Consider the following 21,542-nt stretch of genomic DNA (forward strand, 5'->3'; position numbering starts at 1 on the left):
CGAAATTTGGAATAATAAATCATAACAAAAATTACGATGAAGAAGCATAATTTTAGCGCAGGACCATGTATCTTACCCGAAGAAGTTTTTAAAGAAGCATCACAAGCCATTTTAGATTACAATAACTCTGGCCTTTCGGTAATCGAGATCTCCCATCGTAGCAAAGATTTTGTTGATATTATGGAAGAGGCCCGCAGCCTGGCTTTAGAATTACTAGGCCTTGAAGGAAAAGGATATAAAGCACTTTTCTTACAAGGAGGAGCGAGTACTCAATTCCTAATGGTAGCCTATAATTTACTGCAAAATAAAGCGGGATATATCAACACTGGTAGTTGGAGTGATAAAGCGATCAAAGAAGCAAAACTTTTTGGAGATGTGGTAGAACTTGCTTCTTCAAAAGATGCTAATTTCAACTATATCCCAAAAGGTTATGAAGTACCTGAGGATTTGGATTATGTACACTGTACAAGTAATAACACTATTTTTGGAACACAAATCAAGGATTTTCCAAAATCGAATGCACCTTTAATTTGTGACATGAGTAGTGACATCTTCTCTAGACAAATGGACTTCTCTAAGTTCTCATTGATATATGCTGGAGCCCAAAAGAATATGGGACCTGCAGGAACTACATTAGTAGTGATAAAAGAGGATATCTTAGGAAAAATCAACAGACAAATCCCATCGATGCTTGATTACCAAGTACATCTAGGTAAAGCAAGTATGTTTAACACCCCTCCTGTTTTTGCAGTATACACTTCTATGCTCACCTTGAGATGGCTAAAAAACCTAGGAGGATTGGCTACTATCGAAGAGCTAAATGAGAAAAAGGCCAACCTTATTTATTCTGAAATAGATGTAAATCCATTATTCAAAGGTTTTGCTGCCAAAGAAGATCGTTCTGTAATGAATGCCACTTTTACACTGGTGAATGAAGATTTAAAAGAGACATTTGATGCCATGTGGAAAGAAGCTGGAATTAACGGTGTTAATGGACACCGTAGTGTAGGCGGATATCGCGCTAGTATGTACAATGCTATGACTATAGAAAGTGTAGCCGCATTGGTAGACGTAATGGGCGATTTAGAAAGAAAAGCATAAAACCAACATTTAAAACTTAAAAATTAATAATGAAAGTATTAGCAAACGACGGAGTATCACAAAGTGGTATTAATGCCCTCGAAAAAGTAGGGTTCGAAGTATTAACTACGACCGTCGCTCAAGACCAGTTGGTGGATTACATTAATGATAACGAAATCTCTGTTTTATTAGTAAGAAGTGCCACCAAAGTAAGAACCGATATTATAGACAACTGTCCTTCGCTAAAAATCATTGGACGTGGTGGTGTTGGTATGGATAATATTGATGTTGCCTATGCTAGAGAAAAAGGGTTACATGTAATCAATACCCCTGCAGCCTCTTCTGGTTCAGTTGCAGAACTAGTATTTGCTCATTTGTATGGTGGAGTTCGTTTTTTACATGACTCCAATAGAAATATGCCTTTAGAAGGTGATAGCAAATTCAAAAATCTTAAGAAATCTTACGGTGGAGGAATTGAGCTTAGAGGAAAAACTCTTGGTATCATCGGAATTGGACGAATCGGACAAGCTACTGCCAAAATTGCAATTGGTGTTGGAATGAACGTAATAGCATTTGATCCGTTTATAGAAGAAGTAGATATCCCATTGGAATTCTTTGATGGACAATCGGCAAACTTTAAGATCAAAACCGTATCCAAAGAAGAAGTACTTAAAAATGCCGATTTCTTTACTCTTCATGTGCCTGCACAAAAAGAATATGTGATCGGAAAAGCCGAAATCGCACAAATGAAAGATGGTGCTGGACTTGTAAACGCTGCTCGAGGCGGTGTTGTAGATGAAGTTGCATTGGTTGAAGCTTTGGAAAAAGGAAAATTAGGCTTTGCAGGACTTGATGTATTCGAAAATGAGCCTAGCCCTGCCATCAAGGTACTAATGAACAGCAAAATCTCTTTAACTCCTCATATTGGAGCTGCCACTGGTGAAGCTCAAGATCGTATCGGAGTAGAACTTGCTGATCAGATTATTTCTATACTGAAATAACCAGATAAAAAGTAATATTAAAAACGCCATTTCTTTACGGGAATGGCGTTTTTTATTCTTTCATCCTTGAAATGTGTCATTCATCGAATTGTCGGCAAAATAAAGTAGTATCATATTTTTAATTCTACATAGAAAAGATGTAATTTTAATTATCATTAATAAAAACTAAACTACTATGTCAGGAATTCTAGATCTTTTAGATAGCCCGATGGGCAGACAAATCATTAACGGTGTAAGTTCTCAAACCGGTCAACCTGCTAATAAAACAGGAGATTTGTTGAGTATGGCTATGCCAGTACTTATGGGTGCAATGCAACGTAACGCTTCTACTCCAGAGGGAGCTTCTGGTTTACTTAATGCTTTATCAGGAAAGCACACTGGAGGAATTTTGGACAACCTAGGAGGTTTATTTGAAGGTGGTGTTGATCAAAGCGTTTCTGATGATGGTGCGGGAATATTAGGACATATCCTTGGAGGTAAACAACCAGCAGTTGAAAATGCATTAAGCCAAAAATCTGGAATGGATGCAGGTTCTGTTGCACAAATTCTAAAGGTTGCCGCTCCAATTTTGATGGGAGTCCTAGGTAAGCAAGCTTCTCAAAGCAATGTAAGCGATGCCAACGGATTATTAGGCATGTTGGGTAATATGTCTGGTGGTGGTGCTGGATCTAAGCAACAATCATTAATAGAATCTTTTCTTGATGCAGATGGAGACGGAAGTATCCTAGATGATGTAGCAGGTATGTTGTTAAGCGGTAGCGGAAGCAAGAAAGGCGGACTTGGTGGTCTGCTAGGTGGATTATTTGGAAAATAAAAACAGATCATAAATAATGGTTAAAGCCGAAGAGAAATCTTCGGCTTTTTTGTATTTTAAGCGTAGTATGTGGAAAAATATAATGTATATCATTGTTTTGGGAGTTTTTATCTATAGTTGTTCAACAACTAAGGACAGAAACCTCTTGGCGACCAATGATAGTCAAATGTCTGATACGCTCAGAATAGCCAATGACAGTCTGGAATATGAAATCATTATTATAGAACCTGGATTTAATGCCTGGTTACTCACTCAACGCCCAAGAGGGTATTATTCAGAAAATTTCTTAGAAACACGTAATAACCTTTTTGTAATAGAATATAATCAAAGGGTACAACAACCGCTGCGTTTTGATCCCAACTTGTACATGCAACCCATTAACTATGAATCTGGAATTGCATATGGTTATGAGGTAAATTATTTACTGTACAATTACTTCTTGTTCTTTCAACAACAATATCGACAACGTTTTACCTTTGCTCGTGGGCAAACGTTTTGATTTACAGATTTTTTAGTTGTATTTTTGCTACATGCAAAAATTTAAGGATCGCTGGCAAATAACATCCAACTGGCAATTACTATTTCCGTTTTTGGGCTTGACAAGCCTTGTACTTTCTGGATATCTTATTGGTAAAAGAATCATTAGTATTTTTGAATTGCAACCTAATGATGTAGCTTATCTGGGTATTTTATCTTCGCTAAGCATTTTATTTGCTGCAGTTCTTCTTTGGATTACGCTTAAACTTTTTAGTGTACTAGAAAAAAAATGGGAAGTCACCTATCGATGGGAATTGATCGCTATTTTTATTGCCTTTGCGGTTACAGGATCTACTGCAGCCCGAATATCCGACCCTATCATCTCATTAATAGGACTTAGCAAAGAAACCACCAGTGGTTGGATTTACTGGCCACTACGCATATTCCTGATCTTCCCTGTATATCAAATTATACTATTGATCGTAGGATGGTTATTTGGTCAGTTCAAATTCTTCTGGAATTTTGAAAAGAAAATGCTTTCTAGAATGGGATTTGCTCGTTTTTTAAAGAATTAAGATATTTCTGCATCGATAATATCTTCTACTTTTTCTTTTTTGAATACATAGGTATACAACCACATAATGGTAAACGTAGGGATCACATCAAAACCTGGCAAAGCCTCTTCTACAAATGTAACAAAACCTGCTGCTTTACCTACATTTCCTTTATACATTCTTGTCATAAGATAAGCTGCCAATGGAGCCCACACCACATCTCCAAATTCTCCTATCATAGGAATCACAAAGGTCACCATTCCCATTGCATCAAATAGAAGACTTAGTGCTAATTTTTTATATTTTTCTTTTGCCATAAACTTATAATTAGGTTGTTACTAATTAATTAGCAAATTGTATTCCAAAAAAATTAAGTCAAATCTGAGGTAATTAATCTTAGGAATTCTGTGCGAGTTTCTATTTTTTCAAATTGCCCTCTAAATCCTGAAGTTGTTGTAACAGAATTCTGTTTTTGAACTCCACGCATCATCATGCACATATGTGAAGCTTCAATAACCACAGCTACTCCCTTAGGTTTTAAGGTATCATTGATACATTCTAAAATATCATGAGTTAATCGCTCTTGCACTTGTAGTCTTCTGGCAAAGACATCCACAATTCGAGGCAATTTACTCAATCCGACAATATGTCCGTTTGGGATATACGCAATGTGAGCTTTACCAAAAAATGGGAGCATATGATGTTCACAAAGCGAATACAGTTCGATATCCTTCACAATTACCATATCGTCATAATCCTCCTTAAACATGGCTCCTTTTAATATTTCTTCAGGATTTTGATCATATCCTTGAGTCAAAAAGAGCATCGCTTTGGCTGCTCTTTCAGGGGTTTTTAGGATCCCATCTCTTTCGGTATCCTCTCCTATATCCTCAATGATTGATTTAAACTTCTCTTTTACTTCTTCTGTGACCTCAATATTATACTCTTCAAAATTCTTATAAAGCATTGTGACTAATTCTGTATTTCTTTTTTCAATTTGCTCCTAAAGGTAGTGTATAATTTATTAAGTTTTGGATTTATCACAAATTGGCAATATCCCTGTTCGCTATTTTGATTGTAGTAATTCTGGTGATATCCCTCTGCGTTGTAGAAAGGCCCTAATGCCATTACCTCTGTTACTATAGGCGCATCAAAAACATTTTGAGTTGTTAATTCTTCAATAATCCCTTCGGCTATCTGCTTTTGTTCTTCGTTACTGTAGTAGATACCACTTCTATATTGTGTTCCTTTATCCGCTCCTTGTCGATTAAGTGTAGTAGGATCGTGTGTAGCAAAGAACACTTCTAATAACTCTTTGTAAGTAATAATAGTAGGATTATACTCAATTTTGATGGCTTCTGTATGCCCAGTTCTACCTGTGGTTACTTCTCGATATGCAGGATTTTTGATGGTACCACCGGTGTAACCAGAAGTAACACTGATCACTCCTTCCAAACGTTGAAAAACAGCTTCTGTACACCAAAAACAACCTCCTGCAACAACTGCAATATCTGTATTCATTTCTTTATTCATTTTGTAAAATCAATTAGTTTTTAAGCTAAAATACGGTGATCCCGAAAATCACTTTTACTTTTTAACTTTTCGTTAGTACGCCATGCGTTTCAACAATCCTAGATTTGCAAAAGATCAAAAAGTAAGGATTTTAGTACAATTTATGAATATATCACTATGCTTCAAATTTAGTGTCTTTTTCTTTTTGAGTACCATGCTTATGATGGCTCAGGAAAAGAAAGAAATACATGCCAAAAGAATATCCAATCCCCCAAAGATAGATGGCGTCCTTTCTGACGAGGTATGGCAGGATATCCCTGCTAGCGGTAATTTTCATATGTGGCAGCCCGGTAATGAAGGTAGCATTCCAGAAAACCTACAATCTGAAATCAAAATGGCCTACGATGATAAAGCAGTGTATTTTGCTGCCTATTTATATGATAATGAGCCTGACAAAATATTACGACAATTCAGTCAACGAGATAATGTTTTTGTACAAACCGATTTCTTTGCCGTTAGCATCAATACTTATAATGACGGTATTAATGAAACTCGTTTCTATATTACTAGCGCAGGTACCATCGGAGACTCCAGAGCTGATCAGTTTAATGAAGACTTCAGTTATAATGTAGTGTTTGACGCTAAAGCTTCTTTTGATGAAAAAGGCTGGTATGCAGAATTTAAAATTCCATATAACGCATTGCGTTTCCCTGAGGTCGATGTGCAAGATTGGAGTATTAATTTTTACAGACGTTTACAACAACGCAATCAATCCCATAGCTGGAATTTTATCAATAATGAAATTGGACAGCGAACACAATATAATGGATTGGTAACAGGCGTAAAAGGAATAAACCCTCCGGTACGATTGACCTTTTTCCCGTTTTTACAAGGATTGGTTTCTACCGTTGATGGAGAAACCGAAACCGATTTTAGTGCAGGTATGGATGTCAAATATGGCTTGAGCGATAGTTTTACGCTCGATGCAACGTTGATTCCTGATTTTGGACAAGCAGCATTTGATGAAGTCCGATTAAATCTCGGCCCTTTTGAACAGACCTTTGGAGAGAACCGACAGTTCTTTACCGAAGGGACAGAACTTTTTAATAAGGGGAATATTTTCTTTTCCAGGCGGGTGGGTAATGGTCCTAGTAGTTTTGTAACGCATGATGATCTTCAGGAAAATGAAGTTGCTGAAGATAACCCTTCAAAAGTGAACCTTCTGAATGCACTAAAAATTTCAGGAAGAACCAAAGATAATTTAGGAATTGGAGTATTTAATGCGATTACCGAAAAGACTGAAGTACGAATTACAGATACGATTACCGGCAACATTAGAAAGCAAGTGGTAGAACCTTTGGCTAATTATAATATTTTGGTATTGGATCAACAATTTAATCAAAACTCTTCGGTTTCATTAATTAATACCAGTGTGATTCGTAATGGAAGTGGTTTTAGAGACGCCAACGTAACGGGTCTAGCCTGGAATCTAGCCAATAAGGCTAATTCCTATCGTTTTACAGGAAGGACTATCGTGAGTCAAATCAATTTACCAGGGGATAATATTGGTGGATTTGCTTCAGAAATAGATTTTGATCGTATCAAAGGAAATTTCCGCTTTGGTTTTGGTCATGACTTGGCCAATAAAACTTATGACATCAATGATTTAGGAGTGAATTTCAGAAATAACTTTAATAATTTCAGAATAAGTGCTTCTTACCAGATTTTTGAACCCAAAGGAATCTTTAACAACTACCGGATTAGCACTTTTATAAGGCACCGTAGACTATACGATCCTAATGTACAGACCAGAAACAGTGCCGGAATAGATTGGTTCTTTGTGACCAGAGAACGGTTTGCTTTTGGAGGTTTTTCTAGCTATAATTCTGATAATGACGATTATTTCGAACCTCGTGTTCCCGGAAGGTTTGTAACCTTTAGTGAAAACCTTGGGGGCAACATGTGGGTGTCTTCTGACTATCGTAAAAAATTCGCTTATGACGTCAGAGCATTTTATCGCAACTGGTTTGCCGATCCACAAGAAAGATATGGTATCAATATATCTCCCCGATATCGTTTCTCAGATAATTTTTTAGTGATATGGACTACCGATTATTCGGTAAGAAAACGAGATTTTGGATTCATCGATCTTGAAGATGATAATGTTTTTCTTGGGCAAAGAGATATCACCACTATAGAAAATAGTCTAAGTGCCAGTTATAATTTTGACTCGTACAAAGCCATTAATTTAAGGTTTAGAAACTTTTGGAGTGCAGCAGATTATACAGAAAATACTTTCTTTTTATTGAATGATGATGGAACCAGGGATATAACAGATTATGATACTACCGAAAACGATCCGAATACCAATTTTAACATCTGGAATCTGGATTTAAGCTTTAACTGGAGATTTGCTCCTGGTAGTGAAGCTACCCTACTCTACAGAAATCAAATTTTCAATCAGGATAATTTCTCAACCCTCAATTATACCGATAGTTTGAATAATCTATTTGATCAACCCATACAACACACATTATCGTTAAGAGTGGTGTATTTTATTGATGTGAATAACTTAAAGCGTTCTTCCAAGGGATAATGTTGGGGATTGTACGGATATTGTTTACTTTCACTGCTCGTAACTTGAAAATACATGATCAAAGCAAGTAACATTCATAAAAATTATGGGGATCTACATGTACTAAAAGGTGTAGATCTACATATCAAAAAAGGGGAAATAGTTTCTATTGTCGGGGCTTCTGGAGCAGGAAAAACTACCCTTCTTCAGATTTTAGGTACTTTGGACCGCGCCAATGAAATAAAAAACAGTGACCTAAGTATCAATAGTACCAACATTAATGGATTATCACAAAAACTACTGTCTAAGTTTAGAAATGAACAATTAGGGTTTATTTTTCAGTTTCATCAGCTATTACCCGAGTTTACTGCCTTAGAAAATGTGTGCATCCCTGCTTTGATCAAAAAGACTCCAAAAGCCGATGCAGAAAAGCGTGGCAAAGAGTTGCTGGATTTTTTGGGACTCTCACATCGTTACGATCACAAACCCAGTGAACTTTCTGGTGGAGAACAACAACGCGTAGCAGTAGCCAGAGCCTTGATCAACAACCCTAATGTAATTTTTGCCGACGAACCTTCTGGAAATCTAGATAGTGAGGCTGCCGAGAAACTACATAAGTTGTTTTTTAAACTTAGGGATGAATTTGGACAAACCTTTGTTATTGTTACTCATAATCAGGAATTAGCGGACATGGCAGATCGCAAATTGGTAATGGTCGACGGTAAAATAATTAGCTAGCGATTTGAAAAAGTTGAAAGCATCAGAACTTAAGGATTTTCTGGATGAAAAAGCGGCTTTGTATGAGCAACCCAAATTCATCGAAACCGATCCTGTACAGATTCCACATTTATTTACCCAAAAAGAAGATATTGAAATTGCAGGTTTTTTGACTGCCACTATTTCGTGGGGTAATAGAAAAAGTATTCTTACCAATGCGCACAAGCTAATGCACCTTTTAGGGAACAGTCCATATGATTTTATAATGAATCACGATCAATATCACCTAGATAGTTTGGATGACTTCGTACATCGCACTTTTAACGGTATTGATCTTCGTTATTTTTTAACCGCTTTGCGACATATCTATACCAAATACGAGGACATGGAGGCTTTTTACGCGCAATATGCTAGTGAGGCTCATCTTCAAAATGCGATTCATAATTTCAAAAAGGAATTTTTCTCTTTAGAACACCCTGCCAGAACTCAAAAGCATATTAGTGATCCGGCAAAAAATTCTGCAGCTAAGCGTATCAACATGTTTTTACGATGGATGATCCGTAACCCAAAAGCAGGTGTAGACCTTGGGATCTGGAATACCCTATCCCCTGCTCAACTCTCTTGTCCACTGGATGTACACTCTGGCAATGTGGCCAGAAAATTAGGGTTGCTTAAACGGAAACAAAACGATGGTAAAGCGCTATTTGAATTAGATAAAAAACTTCGTTCTTTGGACGCTTTAGATCCTGTTAAATACGATTATGCTTTGTTTGGACTAGGAGTTTTTGAAAAGTTCTAAAACTTAAATTCATCTTAATTGTCCTTATATATCTTGCCTAAAGGCCTAATTTTGTGTTAGCTTTTGAGTTGATAATCGTCTAAATCTCAATAATTATAGGATTTTCTAGTTTTAGTATAAGAGAATACTATGATGATTGATCTTCTGAACAAAAGAGATCATTTACTTTAACAACGTAAAATTTGGAATACAAAAATGATAGCCCCAGCTTTTCCACATAATGAATTAAAAAGACAACGGGAGGTTGAAAAATACGGTCTTTTAGATTCTCTACCCGAAGAAAGTTTTGATAACATCACAAAACTAATAAGTTATATTTGCGATGTTCCTATTGCATTAATCACTTTATTAGATAAGGAACGTAATTTCCTGAAGTCCCATCACGGTATTCCTTTTAACGAATCCCCTAGAGAAATCTCTTTTTGCGGTCATGCTATCAATGCAGAAGGCCCTATCATGATTGTAGAAGATTCACGCAAAGATGAACGATTTCAAGGAAATCCCCTTGTTGATGATTATAAAGCCATTTTTTATGCTGGTGTTCCTTTGGTTAATAGCGAAGGTTATAAATTAGGAACCCTTTGTGTATATGACCATAAACCAAGAAAACTGGATGAAAAACAAATCAACACCTTGATAGATTTATCAAAACAGGTGGTTAGTTTGTTCGAACAGAACTACAATAATATTCAGTTAAAGAAAGCGCAGGAAGATCTGCAAGAAAGAAATGAGAACCTAAGAAAATTTGCCAGTGTAGTGTCTCATGATCTTAAATCTCCATTGGCTAATATTGTAATGCTTACAGATCTTTTGGCAGAAGAAAATAAAAATACCCTTAATCCAGATTCCGTAGAATATCTGCATCACCTAAGAAGTTCTTCTTTATCCCTTAGAGATTACATCGATGGTTTGCTACAGTTTTACAGAAGCGATCATTCTATAGAAAAAAGAGAAACAGTGGATTTAGTTCCTTTTTTCGAGAACATCAAAGAACTTACCGCTACGGGAGGTGACATACATTTTGAGTATCCCAAAAACCCAAAAAGTATCTACATCAATAAATCAGGTTTAGAACAAGTTTTTGTTAATTTGATTACCAATGCTATCAAATATAACTCCAAGGAAAACATAGAAATAGGAATCACTTTCGAGGAGCAAGATGACCGATATTCGTTTTCTGTAAAAGATAATGGCGATGGTATTTCTGAAGAACATCGATCCAAAATATTTGGTCTTTTCACCACTTTAGGAAAAGAAGACAGAAACGGTAATATGGGAAGCGGAATTGGTCTGGCAACCGTAAAAAAAGTGGTGTCAAACCTTGGCGGATGCATTCAGGTAAACTCTGAAATAAACAAAGGAAGTGAATTCAATTTTACACTATCCAAACAATAAAACCGAATTTAAAACACTGTAAATCTTTTACTTATATCAATTTACATTATCCTACGATTTAAATCTTTTCCCTTTAATTTGTTTAGATTGGTTCTAAAGAATAATAATTCCTTTACAAACTAAACATTAGGGTCACATTTCTTTAATAAACATAAAACATCTTCATAAAGTTGTTCAGCTGGGGCATGAGTTACATTTGTCTAAACAAAAAAAACTCACACAACCATGAAAAATCATTTTATAATTGCTGCTCTAGCGTCCGCATTACTTGTTACTTCTTGTGATGTTGATGACTTTTCGGGCAACCCTAAACCACCAACAGGACAAATCGAATTTGCTAACCACTCTATTTCTCCTGTTTTATTGAAAACTACTTCGGAATTTTCTGATGTTGAGATCTACAACATCCTTTCTTCTGAAGATACTTATGTTCCTGATTTTGTATATGGTTCTATGGCCGATGGTGCTGGACTTTTAAGAAGTAAAAACGGTACTTATACACTAATCAACAACATCGAGGCTGATTACTCAGTTGCTAGAATTACACTAGACGAAACTTTTAAGCCAGTAAAAGGAGAGCATATTTTGAATGCTGTTGCAACAGCTAACACTGCTCAGTGTTCTGGTTCTATGATTACACCAAGAGAGCACGGATTTGGACCACTTTACCTATCTGGTGGTGAGTGGGGAGGAAACTCTAAAGGGGTTTTTGCTACGGATCCATTTAGAATGGCAGAGGCTGCATCTGTACCAAGAATGTTACCAGCCATGGGACAATGGTCTACAGAAAATGCTGTAGCGCTTAATATGCGTGCTTATCCAGGAAAAACTGTTGTATTTATTGGAGATGATAATAGTGATAACGAAATACCTTCTGGACAATTAGGAATGTACGTAGGTAGAATTGGAGACTTAGAAGGTGGTAAATTATACGGTCTTAAAGTTACTGCTCCAGATGTTACTTATGAAGTAGATATGAAAGAAGGTGTTGAATACGATATGGAATTCGTAGAATTACAAGAAAGAGATATCGATTTGTTAGATGCCGAAGCTAAAGAAAAAGGTGTAATGGGATTCTCAAGGTTAGAAGATCTTGACTGGAGAAGAGGAAACAGAAAAAACAACCAGGAGCTTTACTTTGCAGTAACAGGTAGAGAAAAGCCAGGATTAGTAGGAAGAGGTACTATCGCAGGAAGAATCTACAAGGTAATCCTTAATCCAAGAGACCCTTCAGGTCCAGGAAAAATCGTTTGTGTTCTTGACGGAGACGTTGAAGGAGGAAAAGCTGAAGCTTTCCATAGTCCAGATAACATTTTGGTAACAGAAAACTATGCATATATCCAGGAAGATCCAAACGGAATCTCTAAGCCAGCTGCAGATCACTTTGCTAGATTATACCAATATGACTTAAACACAGGAGCTTTAAAAACTGTTTTAGAGTGTGATCAAATCATGGCAGAGTCTCTAGGATACGGACCATCAACAAGAACTTGGGAAATCACTGGAATGATCGATATTTCTGAAACTATCGGTGTAGATGAAACCTTTTTATTAATTACTCAAAACCACGGATGGGAAAGAGAAGATGGAGTTCCATTTACTGATCCTACTGCAAATCCTGATTTGGCGAATAGCCGTAAAGAAGGAAGTATGTTGTATGTGGTTAGAGGATTAGAAAGATAACCTATGATTATCAGGAATTTTCTAAACATAAACAAAGGGGCTTATTTTATGATAAGCCTCTTTGGCATATTAAGCTTTTGTTCTTGCACCAAAGAAAAGCCGAAAACTGAAAACATATCTCATAAGGAACAGCTTAAAAATCAGTTTGATCAGGATATTTCTATGGCTATTCTATTTTTGGATAGTGCTGCTACGGATCAAAGTAAACTAAAACAGCATTTAACTGCTTCAAGAACATATTTCAAAAAAATTGAACCTGTATTGGCTGCTTTAGATATCGAAAACTATGGTTTTTTGAATCAACCTAATATTCTGAAAGTTGAAGAAGATGACTATACCGACATTAAAGTCAAAAAAGCTAGTGGTTATCAAGTGTTAGAAGAAGAAGTATATGCTGATGAAATGGATAATGAAGTAATACAAAAACACCTTTCTCTTGTTTCCAATCGTTTAAAACTAGTGAAAGAAAATATTAGTTTTACGCATGTAAAGCCTTATCACTTTTTATGGTTGTTCCGAAAAGCCATTGTAAGAATTGGCATCACAGGAACAACGGGGTTTGATTCTCCAGTATTGGAAAACTCTCTCGAAGAGTCCAAAATTGTGTATCAGAGCTTACAAACCTCTTTATCGTATTATCGAGATCAATTCAAAGATCAAACGCTTTTTGACGAATGGAACAAGGAAATTGATGCAACGACGAAGGATTTATCTGGTGATTTTAATGCCTTTGATCGATACCACTTTATAAAAAACCATACGCATAAACAATTAGTATTGTGGAATAAAATGGTTGAAGATTGGGGTGCTACCTTCCCTTTTGAATTGGCCATCAAGAATGAAGCTAATTCTCTGTTTTCTGATGCTACTTTTAATCTTACGTTCTTCTCTGATCAAAACTCTGGACCAATAAGTCCAGAAAAAGTGGCCTTAGGGGAAAAACTATTTTATGACACCAATTTATCGTCTGCAAATCAAATAAGTTGTGCCACATGCCACCATCCAGATAAAGCATTTACCGATGGTCTAAAAATTGGGAAAGGAGTTACCCGTAACACCCCTACTCTTTTGTATGCTGGATTACAACAGGATTTCTTCTATGACAAAAGAGCCGGAAGCTTGGAAGGGCAAATTGTATCTGTAGTAGAAAATGAAAATGAATTTCATACGGATTTAGAAACTCTTAAAAATGTAGTGAGCAATGATAGTGTTTATGCAAATGCCTTTAAAGAGGTATTTCATAGAAATGACATCACTGACGCACATATTAGGAATGCTATTGCGAGCTACATCAGAAGCTTGAATCCATTTAACTCCAAATTTGATCGTAATATCAATGATTTGGAAAATTCATTGACACAAAGCGAAATCAATGGGTTTAACCTGTTTCATGGTAAGGCAAAATGTGCCACTTGTCACTTTGCTCCTCTTTTTAACGGTACCGTTCCACCAGATTATAAGGAATCGGAGATAGAACTCATTGCTGTACCAGAACAAAACGATACCATTAATGCAACAATTAGTCCTGATTTGGGAAGGTATTACGTATACAAGACCCCTGAGAGAAAACATTTTTTCAAAACCTCTACGGTACGAAATGTGAGTAAAACTGCTCCCTACATGCACAACGGAGTATATAACTCTTTGGAAGAAGTAGTTGATTTTTACAACCGTGGCGGAGGAGCCGGAATCGGTATCGATCAAGAATACCAAACACTACCTCCTGATCCACTAAATCTCAATCCTCAAGAAATTAAAGATTTGATCGCTTTTATGGAGTCTTTAGAGGATCAAGACGATTCATATGCCGAAACCAAAACAGAAAAGCTGGCTTCGACTACAAACTAGAACTCTTATGGTTCTTTCCTCTTAATTAGATAAGTGATAACGTTAATACTATCCTAACAAATTTAGCGTTATCACTTTTTAAATACCTTCTTACAACACCTTTTTTACGGCTATTACATAAAAAGAACATATTCAATCAAATAAAACCTTTTATCTGAGTATTTTTTGTTAATTTTATTAAGAATTGTTCTAATTAATTCAATTCTCAAAATTGCAATGATATTACCTGCTGTACCGATTAATGAAAATTTTAGACTCGAGGCCCTAAAAGCATTGGAAGTTCTTGATACGGAAACGGAAAAAGAATTTGATGAGATTACGGCCCTGGCTAATTTTATTTGCGATACAGAGGTAGCATTGATTTCTCTTGTAGACAAAAGCAGAATGTGGTTTAAATCCAAAAATGGGGTTTCCATTTGCGAAACACCAAGAGATAACTCCTTGTGCTCCCACGCAATTTTAAATCCAGAAACACCTCTACTGGTCAAAGATACTAGGGAAGATGAACGATTTAATAAAGAGACTATTCATTTAGAAGACAAAGTTGTGGTTTTTTATGCAGGTATCCCATTGGTAAACAAGGATGGTTTTGCACTTGGCACCTTGTGTGTTATGGATAGTAAACCTAGGGAGCTTTCAGAAAAACAACTAGAATCTCTGAACTCTCTAGCCAAACAAGTAGTAATCCTTTTTGAGTTAAACAAAAAGAATAACGATCTTCAAAAAATTCAACGAAAGTTAAAGAAGAAGAATGAGGCATTAAAGGAATTTGCACGGGTAATTTCGCATGATCTTAAAATGCCATTGGCTAATATCATTACCACTACAGATCTTTTGAAATTATTACTAGATAAAAAGTTGGACAAAGAAAGCTTGCAGTATTTTGATTATATCAAAACTTCTTCTTTCTCTATGAGTGGATACATTAGTGATGTACTGGATCACTATGAAAGTGAAAGTTTGATTCATAATAAACCAGAAAAGTTCAGTTTGAATGAACTACTCCAAGAAATTATCGAACTATTGAGTATAAAACCAGATATTTCCTTTAATTTCCCAGAAAATGACCCGGTATTAGAATCTAATCGCTCTGCGTTAAAGCAGGTATTCTTCAACCTTATTGGAAATAGTATAAAGTATAACGATAAAGAACGGATTGAGATCACTATCGATCAAAGTGAAGATGCTAACTTTTATTATTTCAGTATTACAGATAATGGAATGGGCATTCCAGAAAGTCAAATAGAAACTATTTTTGATCTTTTCACCACCGCAGGGATGGCAGACCGAAGTGGCAATAAAGGTAATGGTATTGGGCTGTCCACGGTAAAAAAAATAGTTGAAAATCTAGGCGGATCCATCAGCGTAAACTCCAAAGAAAAAGTAGAAACTACTTTCAATTTTTGTATCAAAAAGAAGCTTTAATCTATTATTTTCTTTATTGTCTGTATACAGGCTTCTGCACACTTTTCTCCATCGATTGCTGCAGAAATAATCCCTCCTGCATATCCAGCTCCTTCACCACAAGGATATAAACCTTTGATCTGAATATGTTCTAAGGATATACGATCTCTTGGTATTCTTACCGGTGATGAAGTTCTTGACTCTGGTGCATGCGCAACAGCATCATTGGTTAAATATCCCGGCATACTCTTATTAAACATGCTGAACCCTTTTTGTAAAGTTTGATGGATAAATTCGGGGAATACCGCTTTCATATCCACAGCAGTCAGTCCTGGCTTGTACGAAGTATCAGGCAAATCAGAAGATACTTTTCCCTGAACCAAATCCTGCAAGCGTTGAGCAGGGACTCTTTGGGTTTCTCCTGCCAGCATCCATGCTTTTTGTTCTATTTCCTTTTGAAAATACATCCCAGACAGCGGTCCAAACTTCTTGTACGCTTTAAAATCCTCAAGTCTTAACTCTACGACGATACCACTATTGGCAGTTGGTTGATCTCGTTTGGAAGGAGACCATCCGTTGGTCACTACTTCTCCCGGACTGGTGGCACAAGGAGCAATGACACCTCCTGGACACATACAAAAAGAATACATCCCTCTGCCATCAACTTGTTTGACGATGCTGTAAGGTGATGGTGGTAAATACGGACCTCGTACTTTGCAAGAATATTGTATTTGATCTATCAATTGTTGCGAATGCTCTACCCTAACCCCAAGGGCAAAGGGTTTGGCTTCTATGGTAATTTTCTTTCTGTAGAGCAATTCAAAAATATCTCGAGCAGAATGTCCTGTGGCCAAAATCACTTTACGGGTATCGATAACAGTTCCACCTTTGAGCTCCACTCCTGCGATTTCAGAATCTTTAACCTTAAGATCCACCACTCTGGAATTAAAACGTATCACTCCACCTCTCTCGATAATCTTTTCTCGCATTGCAGCAATAATACCGGGTAATTTATTGGTCCCAATGTGTGGATGAGCCTCAACCAGTATCTGGTCAGTGGCACCAAAGCCTACCAAAAGTTTTAATATTCGTTGCACATCCCCTCGCTTACGGGATCTTGTATATAATTTACCATCACTGTAGGTACCGGCACCTCCTTCTCCAAAGCAATAATTGGAATCTTCATTAACGATATGATCTCTGTTAATTGCTTTAAGATCTCTTCTACGCGTTCTTACATCCTTACCTCTTTCCAACACTATAGGTTTACAACCTAATTCTATACATCGCAATGCGGCGAACAATCCCGCAGGCCCTGCTCCAATAATTACTGCCTCTGGGGCATTGGTAACATCTGGATATTCGGGTAATGGTATAGAAACATCAGTGTATTCTTCCTGTACATACACCTGGAGTTTTAAATTGACTTTTATCTGGCGTTGCCTGGCATCTATAGATCGTTTTAAAATCCTGATATGGCTAATTTCATGAAACGGAATACCATTTTTCTTGGAAACAGATCGTTTTAGAAGTTCTGGGTTCGACGCAGTTTCTGGAGAAACTTGTATGCTAAATTCGTATTGCAATGGATATGGTTAGTTAAAACATTTTGACGAAGATACGATAAACTTTAGATCATTTTTATCGATAAAATAGTCTATTTTTAGGTTTATTGGATAGATTGGTAAAACAATAGCTCATCTAAACTTTTTGATAGTTTAACCTTTTCTTAAGGTATTAGTTCCTATATTTGGTTGAAACAAACCTTAAATTTACAATTATGAAAAAGCTATTTTTATTAGCGATTGCCGTAATCGGTTTCACATTTACTACCAATGCACAAGACATCAAATTTGGTTTTAAGGGAGGGGTCAACTTTGCCACTTTAAATGGAGATGATGTTGATGATGCATTAGATGGAAGAACAGGTTATCATATTGGAGCTGTGGCTCAAATAAGCCTGTTAGAGACTATTGCACTTCAACCTGAACTTATCTATTCTGCTCAGGGACTTGATGATTTGGATATCGATTATTTAAATCTTCCTGTGCTATTTAAATTGAAATTCGCTGGTATTGCAAGTGTAGAAGCAGGTCCACAATTCGGTTTTGTAGTAAACGACGGTTTTGAAGTGGGTGAGCCAGAAAGCTTTGACTTGAGTGGAGCTGTTGGTGCTGGTGTAGAGTTTGGTGGATTCTTCGGGCAAATTCGTTACAACTTTGGTTTAACAGATGTTGTAGAAGATGCAGAAGCAAAGAACTCTAATTTCCAGGTTTCTGTTGGATATTACATCTTTTAATTAAAAGATATACAATAATGAAAAAAGCGGGAAGGTTTTTCTTCCCGCTTTTTTATGCCCAAGATTTTGCTAAACATTCATGTAATAGTTTTAGATCCTTAAAAATTCCTAAATGCCAAATCGTAATTCATAAATGTTATAGTATATTTGAAAAACACTAAAAACGAATGCAGTTTAAACACCCAGAATTTCTTTATGCTCTTTTTGCCCTTATCATTCCCATTCTGGTGCATTTATTTCAATTAAGACGTTTTCAAAAAGTAGCATTTACCAACGTACAATTTCTAAAAGCGGTAACCATACAAACCCGCAAAAGTTCACAGCTCAAAAAATGGTTAACTCTACTTACTAGGCTTTTCATTTTGGCTGCCATTTGTATTGCCTTTGCGCAACCGTTTTTGGCTTCAGAAGATACTGTCGGTAAAAAAAGTGATACGGTAATATATCTAGACAACTCTTTTAGTATGCAGGCAAAAGGTGCTAAGGGGCCTCTTTTAAAGAGATCTGTACAGGAAGTACTAAGCGAGTTTTCTGAAGAAGAAACTTTTTCTCTGTTTACCAATACGGAGACTTTTATCAAAGTGACCAAAAAAGATATTCAAAATGAGCTTTTACAACTAGAATACAGCTCTAACCAACTACCCTATCGTGCAGCTTACCTAAAAGCCAAGCAATTATTAGGAAATTCTGAAGAAACCATAAATAGAATCGTATTGGTATCTGATTTTCAGCAAAAAGAAGGTGCTTTTGAATTACCAACAGACCCAAGTACCAGAACCCATCTTGTACAAATGCAACCGGTTACTCGACAAAATGTTGCTGTAGATAGTCTTTATCTTCAAAGAAATACAAATAATGAGCTCTTACTTAAAGTGGAAGTAAGTAATACCGATAGCAATGCAGAAAACACATCAATAGCATTATATAACGATGAAAAACTAATCGCCAAAACTTCGGTTTCGATTCCTAAAAATGGAAAAACAAATACTGAATTTCGTTTGCCCGAAAATACCAAAATCAATGGTAGAGTAACGCTAGAGGATCCCGCCATCACTTTTGATAATTCTAGATATTTTACCATTAATACTCCAGAAAAAATCAAAGTAGTTGCCGTTAATGAAGCAGACGATAGCTTTATCAAAAATATTTTTACTGCAGACGAGTTTGAATTGGTGAGTAACTCAACGCAAGAGCTCAATTATAGTGATATTACCAACGCCAATTTGGTAATCCTTAATGAAATTTCTCAAATTCCGATCTCCCTAATTAATGCACTCAAACCTTTTGTAGATGAAGGAGGAACGGTCTGTTTTATCCCAGCTCAAAATGGCGATATCGCCTCATACCAACAATATATGGGTTCCTTTTCTTCTCAAGCATTATCCAATTCGGTGAATCAAGAAAAAAGAATCACGAAAATTCACTTTTCGCATCCGTTGTATTTGGGAGTTTTTGATAAAGAAGTGACTAACTTTCAATATCCAAAAGTGAATAGTTTTTATCAAACTCAAGCTCCTAATGCTATTCTTTCTTTTGAAGATAATACACCCTTTTTATACAAAACGAATAACGCGTATATCTTTACTGCAGCACTCAATACAGAAAATTCTAATTTCAAGAATTCTCCGTTAATTGTTCCAACGTTATATAATATCGGGAAACAGAGTTTAAAGCTTACAGACATATCCTATACTATCGGACAAAATAATTCGTATGATGTTCCGGTATCTCTGGGACAGGATGGTATTTTATCTTTAGTATCCGCACAGGAGCAAATCATTCCTTTGCAACAAAGTTTTTCGACAAAAGTTCGCATCACTACAGACGAAGTCCCAACAAAATCTGGGATCTATAGTCTTCAGGATAAGAATAATGTTATTCAACATGTAAGTTATAATTACGACAGTTCTGAGAGCAACCTGCAGTACTACCCACTGGGTACAACAGAAAATTATGATGTCAAAAATTCGTTGTCTGAACTTTTTTTACAGATAAAAGAAGAAACGAGTGTGAATGAACTTTGGAAATGGTTTATTATTTTTGCGCTGATATTCCTGTTGATCGAAATATTATTATTAAAATATCTGAAATGAACGTATTACTAAAGGACGCTACCATCATTGATCCATCTTCATCTTTTCATAAAAAAACCGTAGATATTCTAATCGAAGATGGGACAATTAGTAAAATAGGTTCAAATATTTCTAAAGAAGATCATATAGACGAAATTACCCTTCCTAATCTACATGTATCGCGAGGTTGGTTTGATAGCAGCGTATGTTTTGGTGAACCTGGATATGAAGAAAGAGAAACTATAACCAACGGTTTGGAAGTAGCAGCAAAAAGTGGTTTTACCAGTATCGCACTTAATCCAAACACTTTGCCTATAACTGATACTAGCGCTTCTGTAGGTTTTCTTGATAGTAAAGCAAAAAATCATGCTGTACGTCTCTACCCTATTGGATCATTAACCACAAAATCCGAAGGAAAAGACCTTGCTGAGTTGTATGATATGCAACAAGCTGGTGCGATCGCTTTTGGAGATTATAAAAAAGCCATTCAAAACCCGAACTTGTTGAAAATTGCTTTGTTATATGCCCAAAACTTTGATGGCTTGATCCTATCTTTCCCGCAGGACAATAGCATTGCAGGAAAAGGAATGGTAAATGAAGAAGAACAAAGTACATTGCTAGGATTGAAAGGGATCCCTTCTTTGGCAGAAGAACTACAAATTTCAAGAGATTTATTTTTGCTGGAGTATACAGGTGGTAAACTGCATATTCCAACCATTTCTACGGCAAAATCAGTAGCTTTGATTAAAGAGGCGAAAACAAAAGGATTACAGGTAAGTTGTAGTACAACAGTGCACCACCTTACCCTAACCGATCGGGAATTACAAACTTTTGAGACATCATATAAGGTACAACCTCCTCTTAGAACGCAAAAAGATATCGATGCGCTAAAACAAGGAATCCAAGAAGGAACTATAGATATGGTGACCAGCGATCACCAACCCATGGATATCGAAAATAAAAATGTGGAGTTTGACAATGCCAAATACGGAACAATAGGCCTGGAAAGTGCATTTGTGGCCCTTAATCATCATTTTGACCTGGATCAAACAATTACGTTACTTACCAAAGGAAAAGATATTTTTAAATTAGAAAATCAACCTTTGGAAGAAGGAAGTATTGCAGATCTATCGCTTTTTAATCCAGAAGGCGAAGCAACTTTTGAAGCAGACCACATTTTATCTACTTCTGCTAACAGTGCTTTTGTAGGTAAACCCATAAAGGGTAATGTATACGGAGTAGTGGCAAACAAACAACTGGTATTGAAATAAATATAATTTTAGGTCTTTCTCAATTATATATATCTTTAGAA

General features: G+C 36.3%; 19 protein-coding genes. 15 read left to right on the forward strand and 4 right to left on the reverse strand.

Annotated elements, in window-relative coordinates; all coding sequences use genetic code 11:
• Positions 1–36 precede the first annotated feature (36 nt).
• The 5 genes from serC (at position 37) to ACXAGJ_RS03015 (ending at position 3,947) form a co-directional block, all read left to right on the forward strand.
• A complete protein-coding gene (gene serC / locus ACXAGJ_RS02995) occupies positions 37–1,101 on the forward strand; it encodes a 3-phosphoserine/phosphohydroxythreonine transaminase (protein ID WP_474836982.1) in 1,065 nt (354 codons plus the stop codon).
• A 29-nt stretch (positions 1,102–1,130) separates the two neighbouring features.
• Entirely contained in the window at positions 1,131–2,081 is a 951-nt protein-coding gene (locus tag ACXAGJ_RS03000) for an NAD(P)-dependent oxidoreductase (RefSeq protein ID WP_473280144.1), read from the forward strand.
• A gap of 175 nt (positions 2,082–2,256) precedes the next feature.
• Positions 2,257–2,895 carry a DUF937 domain-containing protein gene (locus ACXAGJ_RS03005; protein WP_073314071.1) on the forward strand — a complete coding sequence of 213 codons (639 nt, stop codon included), beginning with the start codon at positions 2,257–2,259 and terminating at the stop codon, positions 2,893–2,895.
• Between the two features lie 16 nt (positions 2,896–2,911).
• A complete protein-coding gene (locus ACXAGJ_RS03010) occupies positions 2,912–3,394 on the forward strand; it encodes a DUF6146 family protein (RefSeq protein ID WP_473280146.1) in 483 nt (160 codons plus the stop codon).
• A 31-nt stretch (positions 3,395–3,425) separates the two neighbouring features.
• Positions 3,426–3,947: a DUF6787 family protein gene (locus tag ACXAGJ_RS03015; RefSeq protein WP_474836985.1), complete on the forward strand. Its 522-nt coding sequence runs from the start codon at positions 3,426–3,428 to the stop codon at positions 3,945–3,947.
• Here the strand turns inward: ACXAGJ_RS03015 and ACXAGJ_RS03020 are convergent.
• From ACXAGJ_RS03020 to msrA, 3 genes are read right to left on the reverse strand one after another with little or no spacing between them, the layout of a single operon-like run.
• Complete coding sequence (locus ACXAGJ_RS03020; protein ID WP_474836987.1) at positions 3,944–4,243, reverse strand: hypothetical protein; 300 nt, start codon at positions 4,241–4,243, stop codon at positions 3,944–3,946. The genes ACXAGJ_RS03015 and ACXAGJ_RS03020 overlap by 4 nt on opposite strands.
• A 53-nt stretch (positions 4,244–4,296) precedes the next feature.
• The gene (gene folE / locus ACXAGJ_RS03025; protein WP_474836989.1) at positions 4,297–4,893 is read right to left on the reverse strand and encodes a GTP cyclohydrolase I FolE; all 597 of its coding nucleotides are present in this window, start codon (positions 4,891–4,893) and stop codon (positions 4,297–4,299) included.
• Between the two features lie 5 nt (positions 4,894–4,898).
• Positions 4,899–5,459 (reverse strand): peptide-methionine (S)-S-oxide reductase MsrA, encoded by a 561-nt coding sequence (gene msrA / locus ACXAGJ_RS03030; RefSeq protein WP_474836991.1) that lies wholly within the window; start codon positions 5,457–5,459, stop codon positions 4,899–4,901.
• Positions 5,460–5,601: 142 nt separating this feature from the next.
• Here msrA and ACXAGJ_RS03035 point away from each other — a divergent pair, with 142 nt between their 5' ends.
• The 7 genes from ACXAGJ_RS03035 (at position 5,602) to ACXAGJ_RS03065 (ending at position 15,880) form a co-directional block, all read left to right on the forward strand.
• Positions 5,602–8,034, forward strand: a complete 2,433-nt coding sequence (locus tag ACXAGJ_RS03035; protein ID WP_474836993.1) for a DUF5916 domain-containing protein — start codon at positions 5,602–5,604, stop codon at positions 8,032–8,034.
• A 54-nt stretch (positions 8,035–8,088) separates the two neighbouring features.
• Entirely contained in the window at positions 8,089–8,751 is a 663-nt protein-coding gene (locus tag ACXAGJ_RS03040) for an ABC transporter ATP-binding protein (protein WP_474836995.1), read from the forward strand.
• Between the two features lie 13 nt (positions 8,752–8,764).
• Positions 8,765–9,529, forward strand: coding sequence for a TIGR02757 family protein (locus ACXAGJ_RS03045; RefSeq protein ID WP_474837129.1), 765 nt, complete (start codon positions 8,765–8,767; stop codon positions 9,527–9,529).
• 195 nt (positions 9,530–9,724) lie between these two features.
• A complete protein-coding gene (locus ACXAGJ_RS03050; RefSeq protein WP_474836997.1) occupies positions 9,725–10,924 on the forward strand; it encodes a sensor histidine kinase in 1,200 nt (399 codons plus the stop codon).
• A gap of 225 nt (positions 10,925–11,149) precedes the next feature.
• Positions 11,150–12,607, forward strand: coding sequence for a PhoX family protein (locus ACXAGJ_RS03055; RefSeq protein WP_474836999.1), 1,458 nt, complete (start codon positions 11,150–11,152; stop codon positions 12,605–12,607).
• A gap of 48 nt (positions 12,608–12,655) precedes the next feature.
• Positions 12,656–14,455 carry a cytochrome-c peroxidase gene (locus ACXAGJ_RS03060; RefSeq protein WP_474837001.1) on the forward strand — a complete coding sequence of 600 codons (1,800 nt, stop codon included), beginning with the start codon at positions 12,656–12,658 and terminating at the stop codon, positions 14,453–14,455.
• A gap of 216 nt (positions 14,456–14,671) precedes the next feature.
• The gene (locus ACXAGJ_RS03065; RefSeq protein ID WP_474837003.1) at positions 14,672–15,880 is read left to right on the forward strand and encodes a sensor histidine kinase; all 1,209 of its coding nucleotides are present in this window, start codon (positions 14,672–14,674) and stop codon (positions 15,878–15,880) included.
• On the opposite strand, the gene ACXAGJ_RS03070 is transcribed toward ACXAGJ_RS03065, so the two are convergent.
• Positions 15,877–17,445 (reverse strand): NAD(P)/FAD-dependent oxidoreductase, encoded by a 1,569-nt coding sequence (locus ACXAGJ_RS03070; protein WP_474837005.1) that lies wholly within the window; start codon positions 17,443–17,445, stop codon positions 15,877–15,879. The genes ACXAGJ_RS03065 and ACXAGJ_RS03070 overlap by 4 nt on opposite strands.
• 194 nt (positions 17,446–17,639) lie before the next feature.
• Here ACXAGJ_RS03070 and ACXAGJ_RS03075 point away from each other — a divergent pair, with 194 nt between their 5' ends.
• From ACXAGJ_RS03075 to ACXAGJ_RS03085, 3 genes are all read left to right on the forward strand, one after another.
• Positions 17,640–18,158: a porin family protein gene (locus ACXAGJ_RS03075; protein ID WP_073314093.1), complete on the forward strand. Its 519-nt coding sequence runs from the start codon at positions 17,640–17,642 to the stop codon at positions 18,156–18,158.
• Positions 18,159–18,325: 167 nt separating this feature from the next.
• Entirely contained in the window at positions 18,326–20,251 is a 1,926-nt protein-coding gene (locus ACXAGJ_RS03080) for a BatA domain-containing protein (protein ID WP_474837007.1), read from the forward strand.
• Complete coding sequence (locus ACXAGJ_RS03085) at positions 20,248–21,501, forward strand: dihydroorotase (protein ID WP_474837009.1); 1,254 nt, start codon at positions 20,248–20,250, stop codon at positions 21,499–21,501. The genes ACXAGJ_RS03080 and ACXAGJ_RS03085 overlap by 4 nt, the downstream gene beginning before the upstream one ends.
• Positions 21,502–21,542 lie beyond the last annotated feature (41 nt).

This window comes from Aquimarina sp. AWH4_224, from assembly GCF_056160245.1.

Bases quoted from the DNA above. Each gene is read 5' to 3' on its own strand.
- serC (WP_474836982.1), top strand. From the start codon at position 37: ATGAAGAAGCATAATTTTAGCGCAGGACCATGTATCTTACCCGAAGAA.
- ACXAGJ_RS03000 (WP_473280144.1), top strand. From the start codon at position 1,131: ATGAAAGTATTAGCAAACGACGGAGTATCACAAAGTGGTATTAATGCC.
- ACXAGJ_RS03005 (WP_073314071.1), top strand. From the start codon at position 2,257: ATGTCAGGAATTCTAGATCTTTTAGATAGCCCGATGGGCAGACAAATC.
- ACXAGJ_RS03010 (WP_473280146.1), top strand. From the start codon at position 2,912: ATGGTTAAAGCCGAAGAGAAATCTTCGGCTTTTTTGTATTTTAAGCGT.
- ACXAGJ_RS03015 (WP_474836985.1), top strand. From the start codon at position 3,426: ATGCAAAAATTTAAGGATCGCTGGCAAATAACATCCAACTGGCAATTA.
- ACXAGJ_RS03020 (WP_474836987.1), bottom strand. From the start codon at position 4,243: ATGGCAAAAGAAAAATATAAAAAATTAGCACTAAGTCTTCTATTTGAT.
- folE (WP_474836989.1), bottom strand. From the start codon at position 4,893: ATGCTTTATAAGAATTTTGAAGAGTATAATATTGAGGTCACAGAAGAA.
- msrA (WP_474836991.1), bottom strand. From the start codon at position 5,459: ATGAATAAAGAAATGAATACAGATATTGCAGTTGTTGCAGGAGGTTGT.
- ACXAGJ_RS03035 (WP_474836993.1), top strand. From the start codon at position 5,602: ATGAATATATCACTATGCTTCAAATTTAGTGTCTTTTTCTTTTTGAGT.
- ACXAGJ_RS03040 (WP_474836995.1), top strand. From the start codon at position 8,089: ATGATCAAAGCAAGTAACATTCATAAAAATTATGGGGATCTACATGTA.
- ACXAGJ_RS03050 (WP_474836997.1), top strand. From the start codon at position 9,725: ATGATAGCCCCAGCTTTTCCACATAATGAATTAAAAAGACAACGGGAG.
- ACXAGJ_RS03055 (WP_474836999.1), top strand. From the start codon at position 11,150: ATGAAAAATCATTTTATAATTGCTGCTCTAGCGTCCGCATTACTTGTT.
- ACXAGJ_RS03060 (WP_474837001.1), top strand. From the start codon at position 12,656: ATGATAAGCCTCTTTGGCATATTAAGCTTTTGTTCTTGCACCAAAGAA.
- ACXAGJ_RS03065 (WP_474837003.1), top strand. From the start codon at position 14,672: ATGATATTACCTGCTGTACCGATTAATGAAAATTTTAGACTCGAGGCC.
- ACXAGJ_RS03075 (WP_073314093.1), top strand. From the start codon at position 17,640: ATGAAAAAGCTATTTTTATTAGCGATTGCCGTAATCGGTTTCACATTT.
- ACXAGJ_RS03080 (WP_474837007.1), top strand. From the start codon at position 18,326: ATGCAGTTTAAACACCCAGAATTTCTTTATGCTCTTTTTGCCCTTATC.
- ACXAGJ_RS03085 (WP_474837009.1), top strand. From the start codon at position 20,248: ATGAACGTATTACTAAAGGACGCTACCATCATTGATCCATCTTCATCT.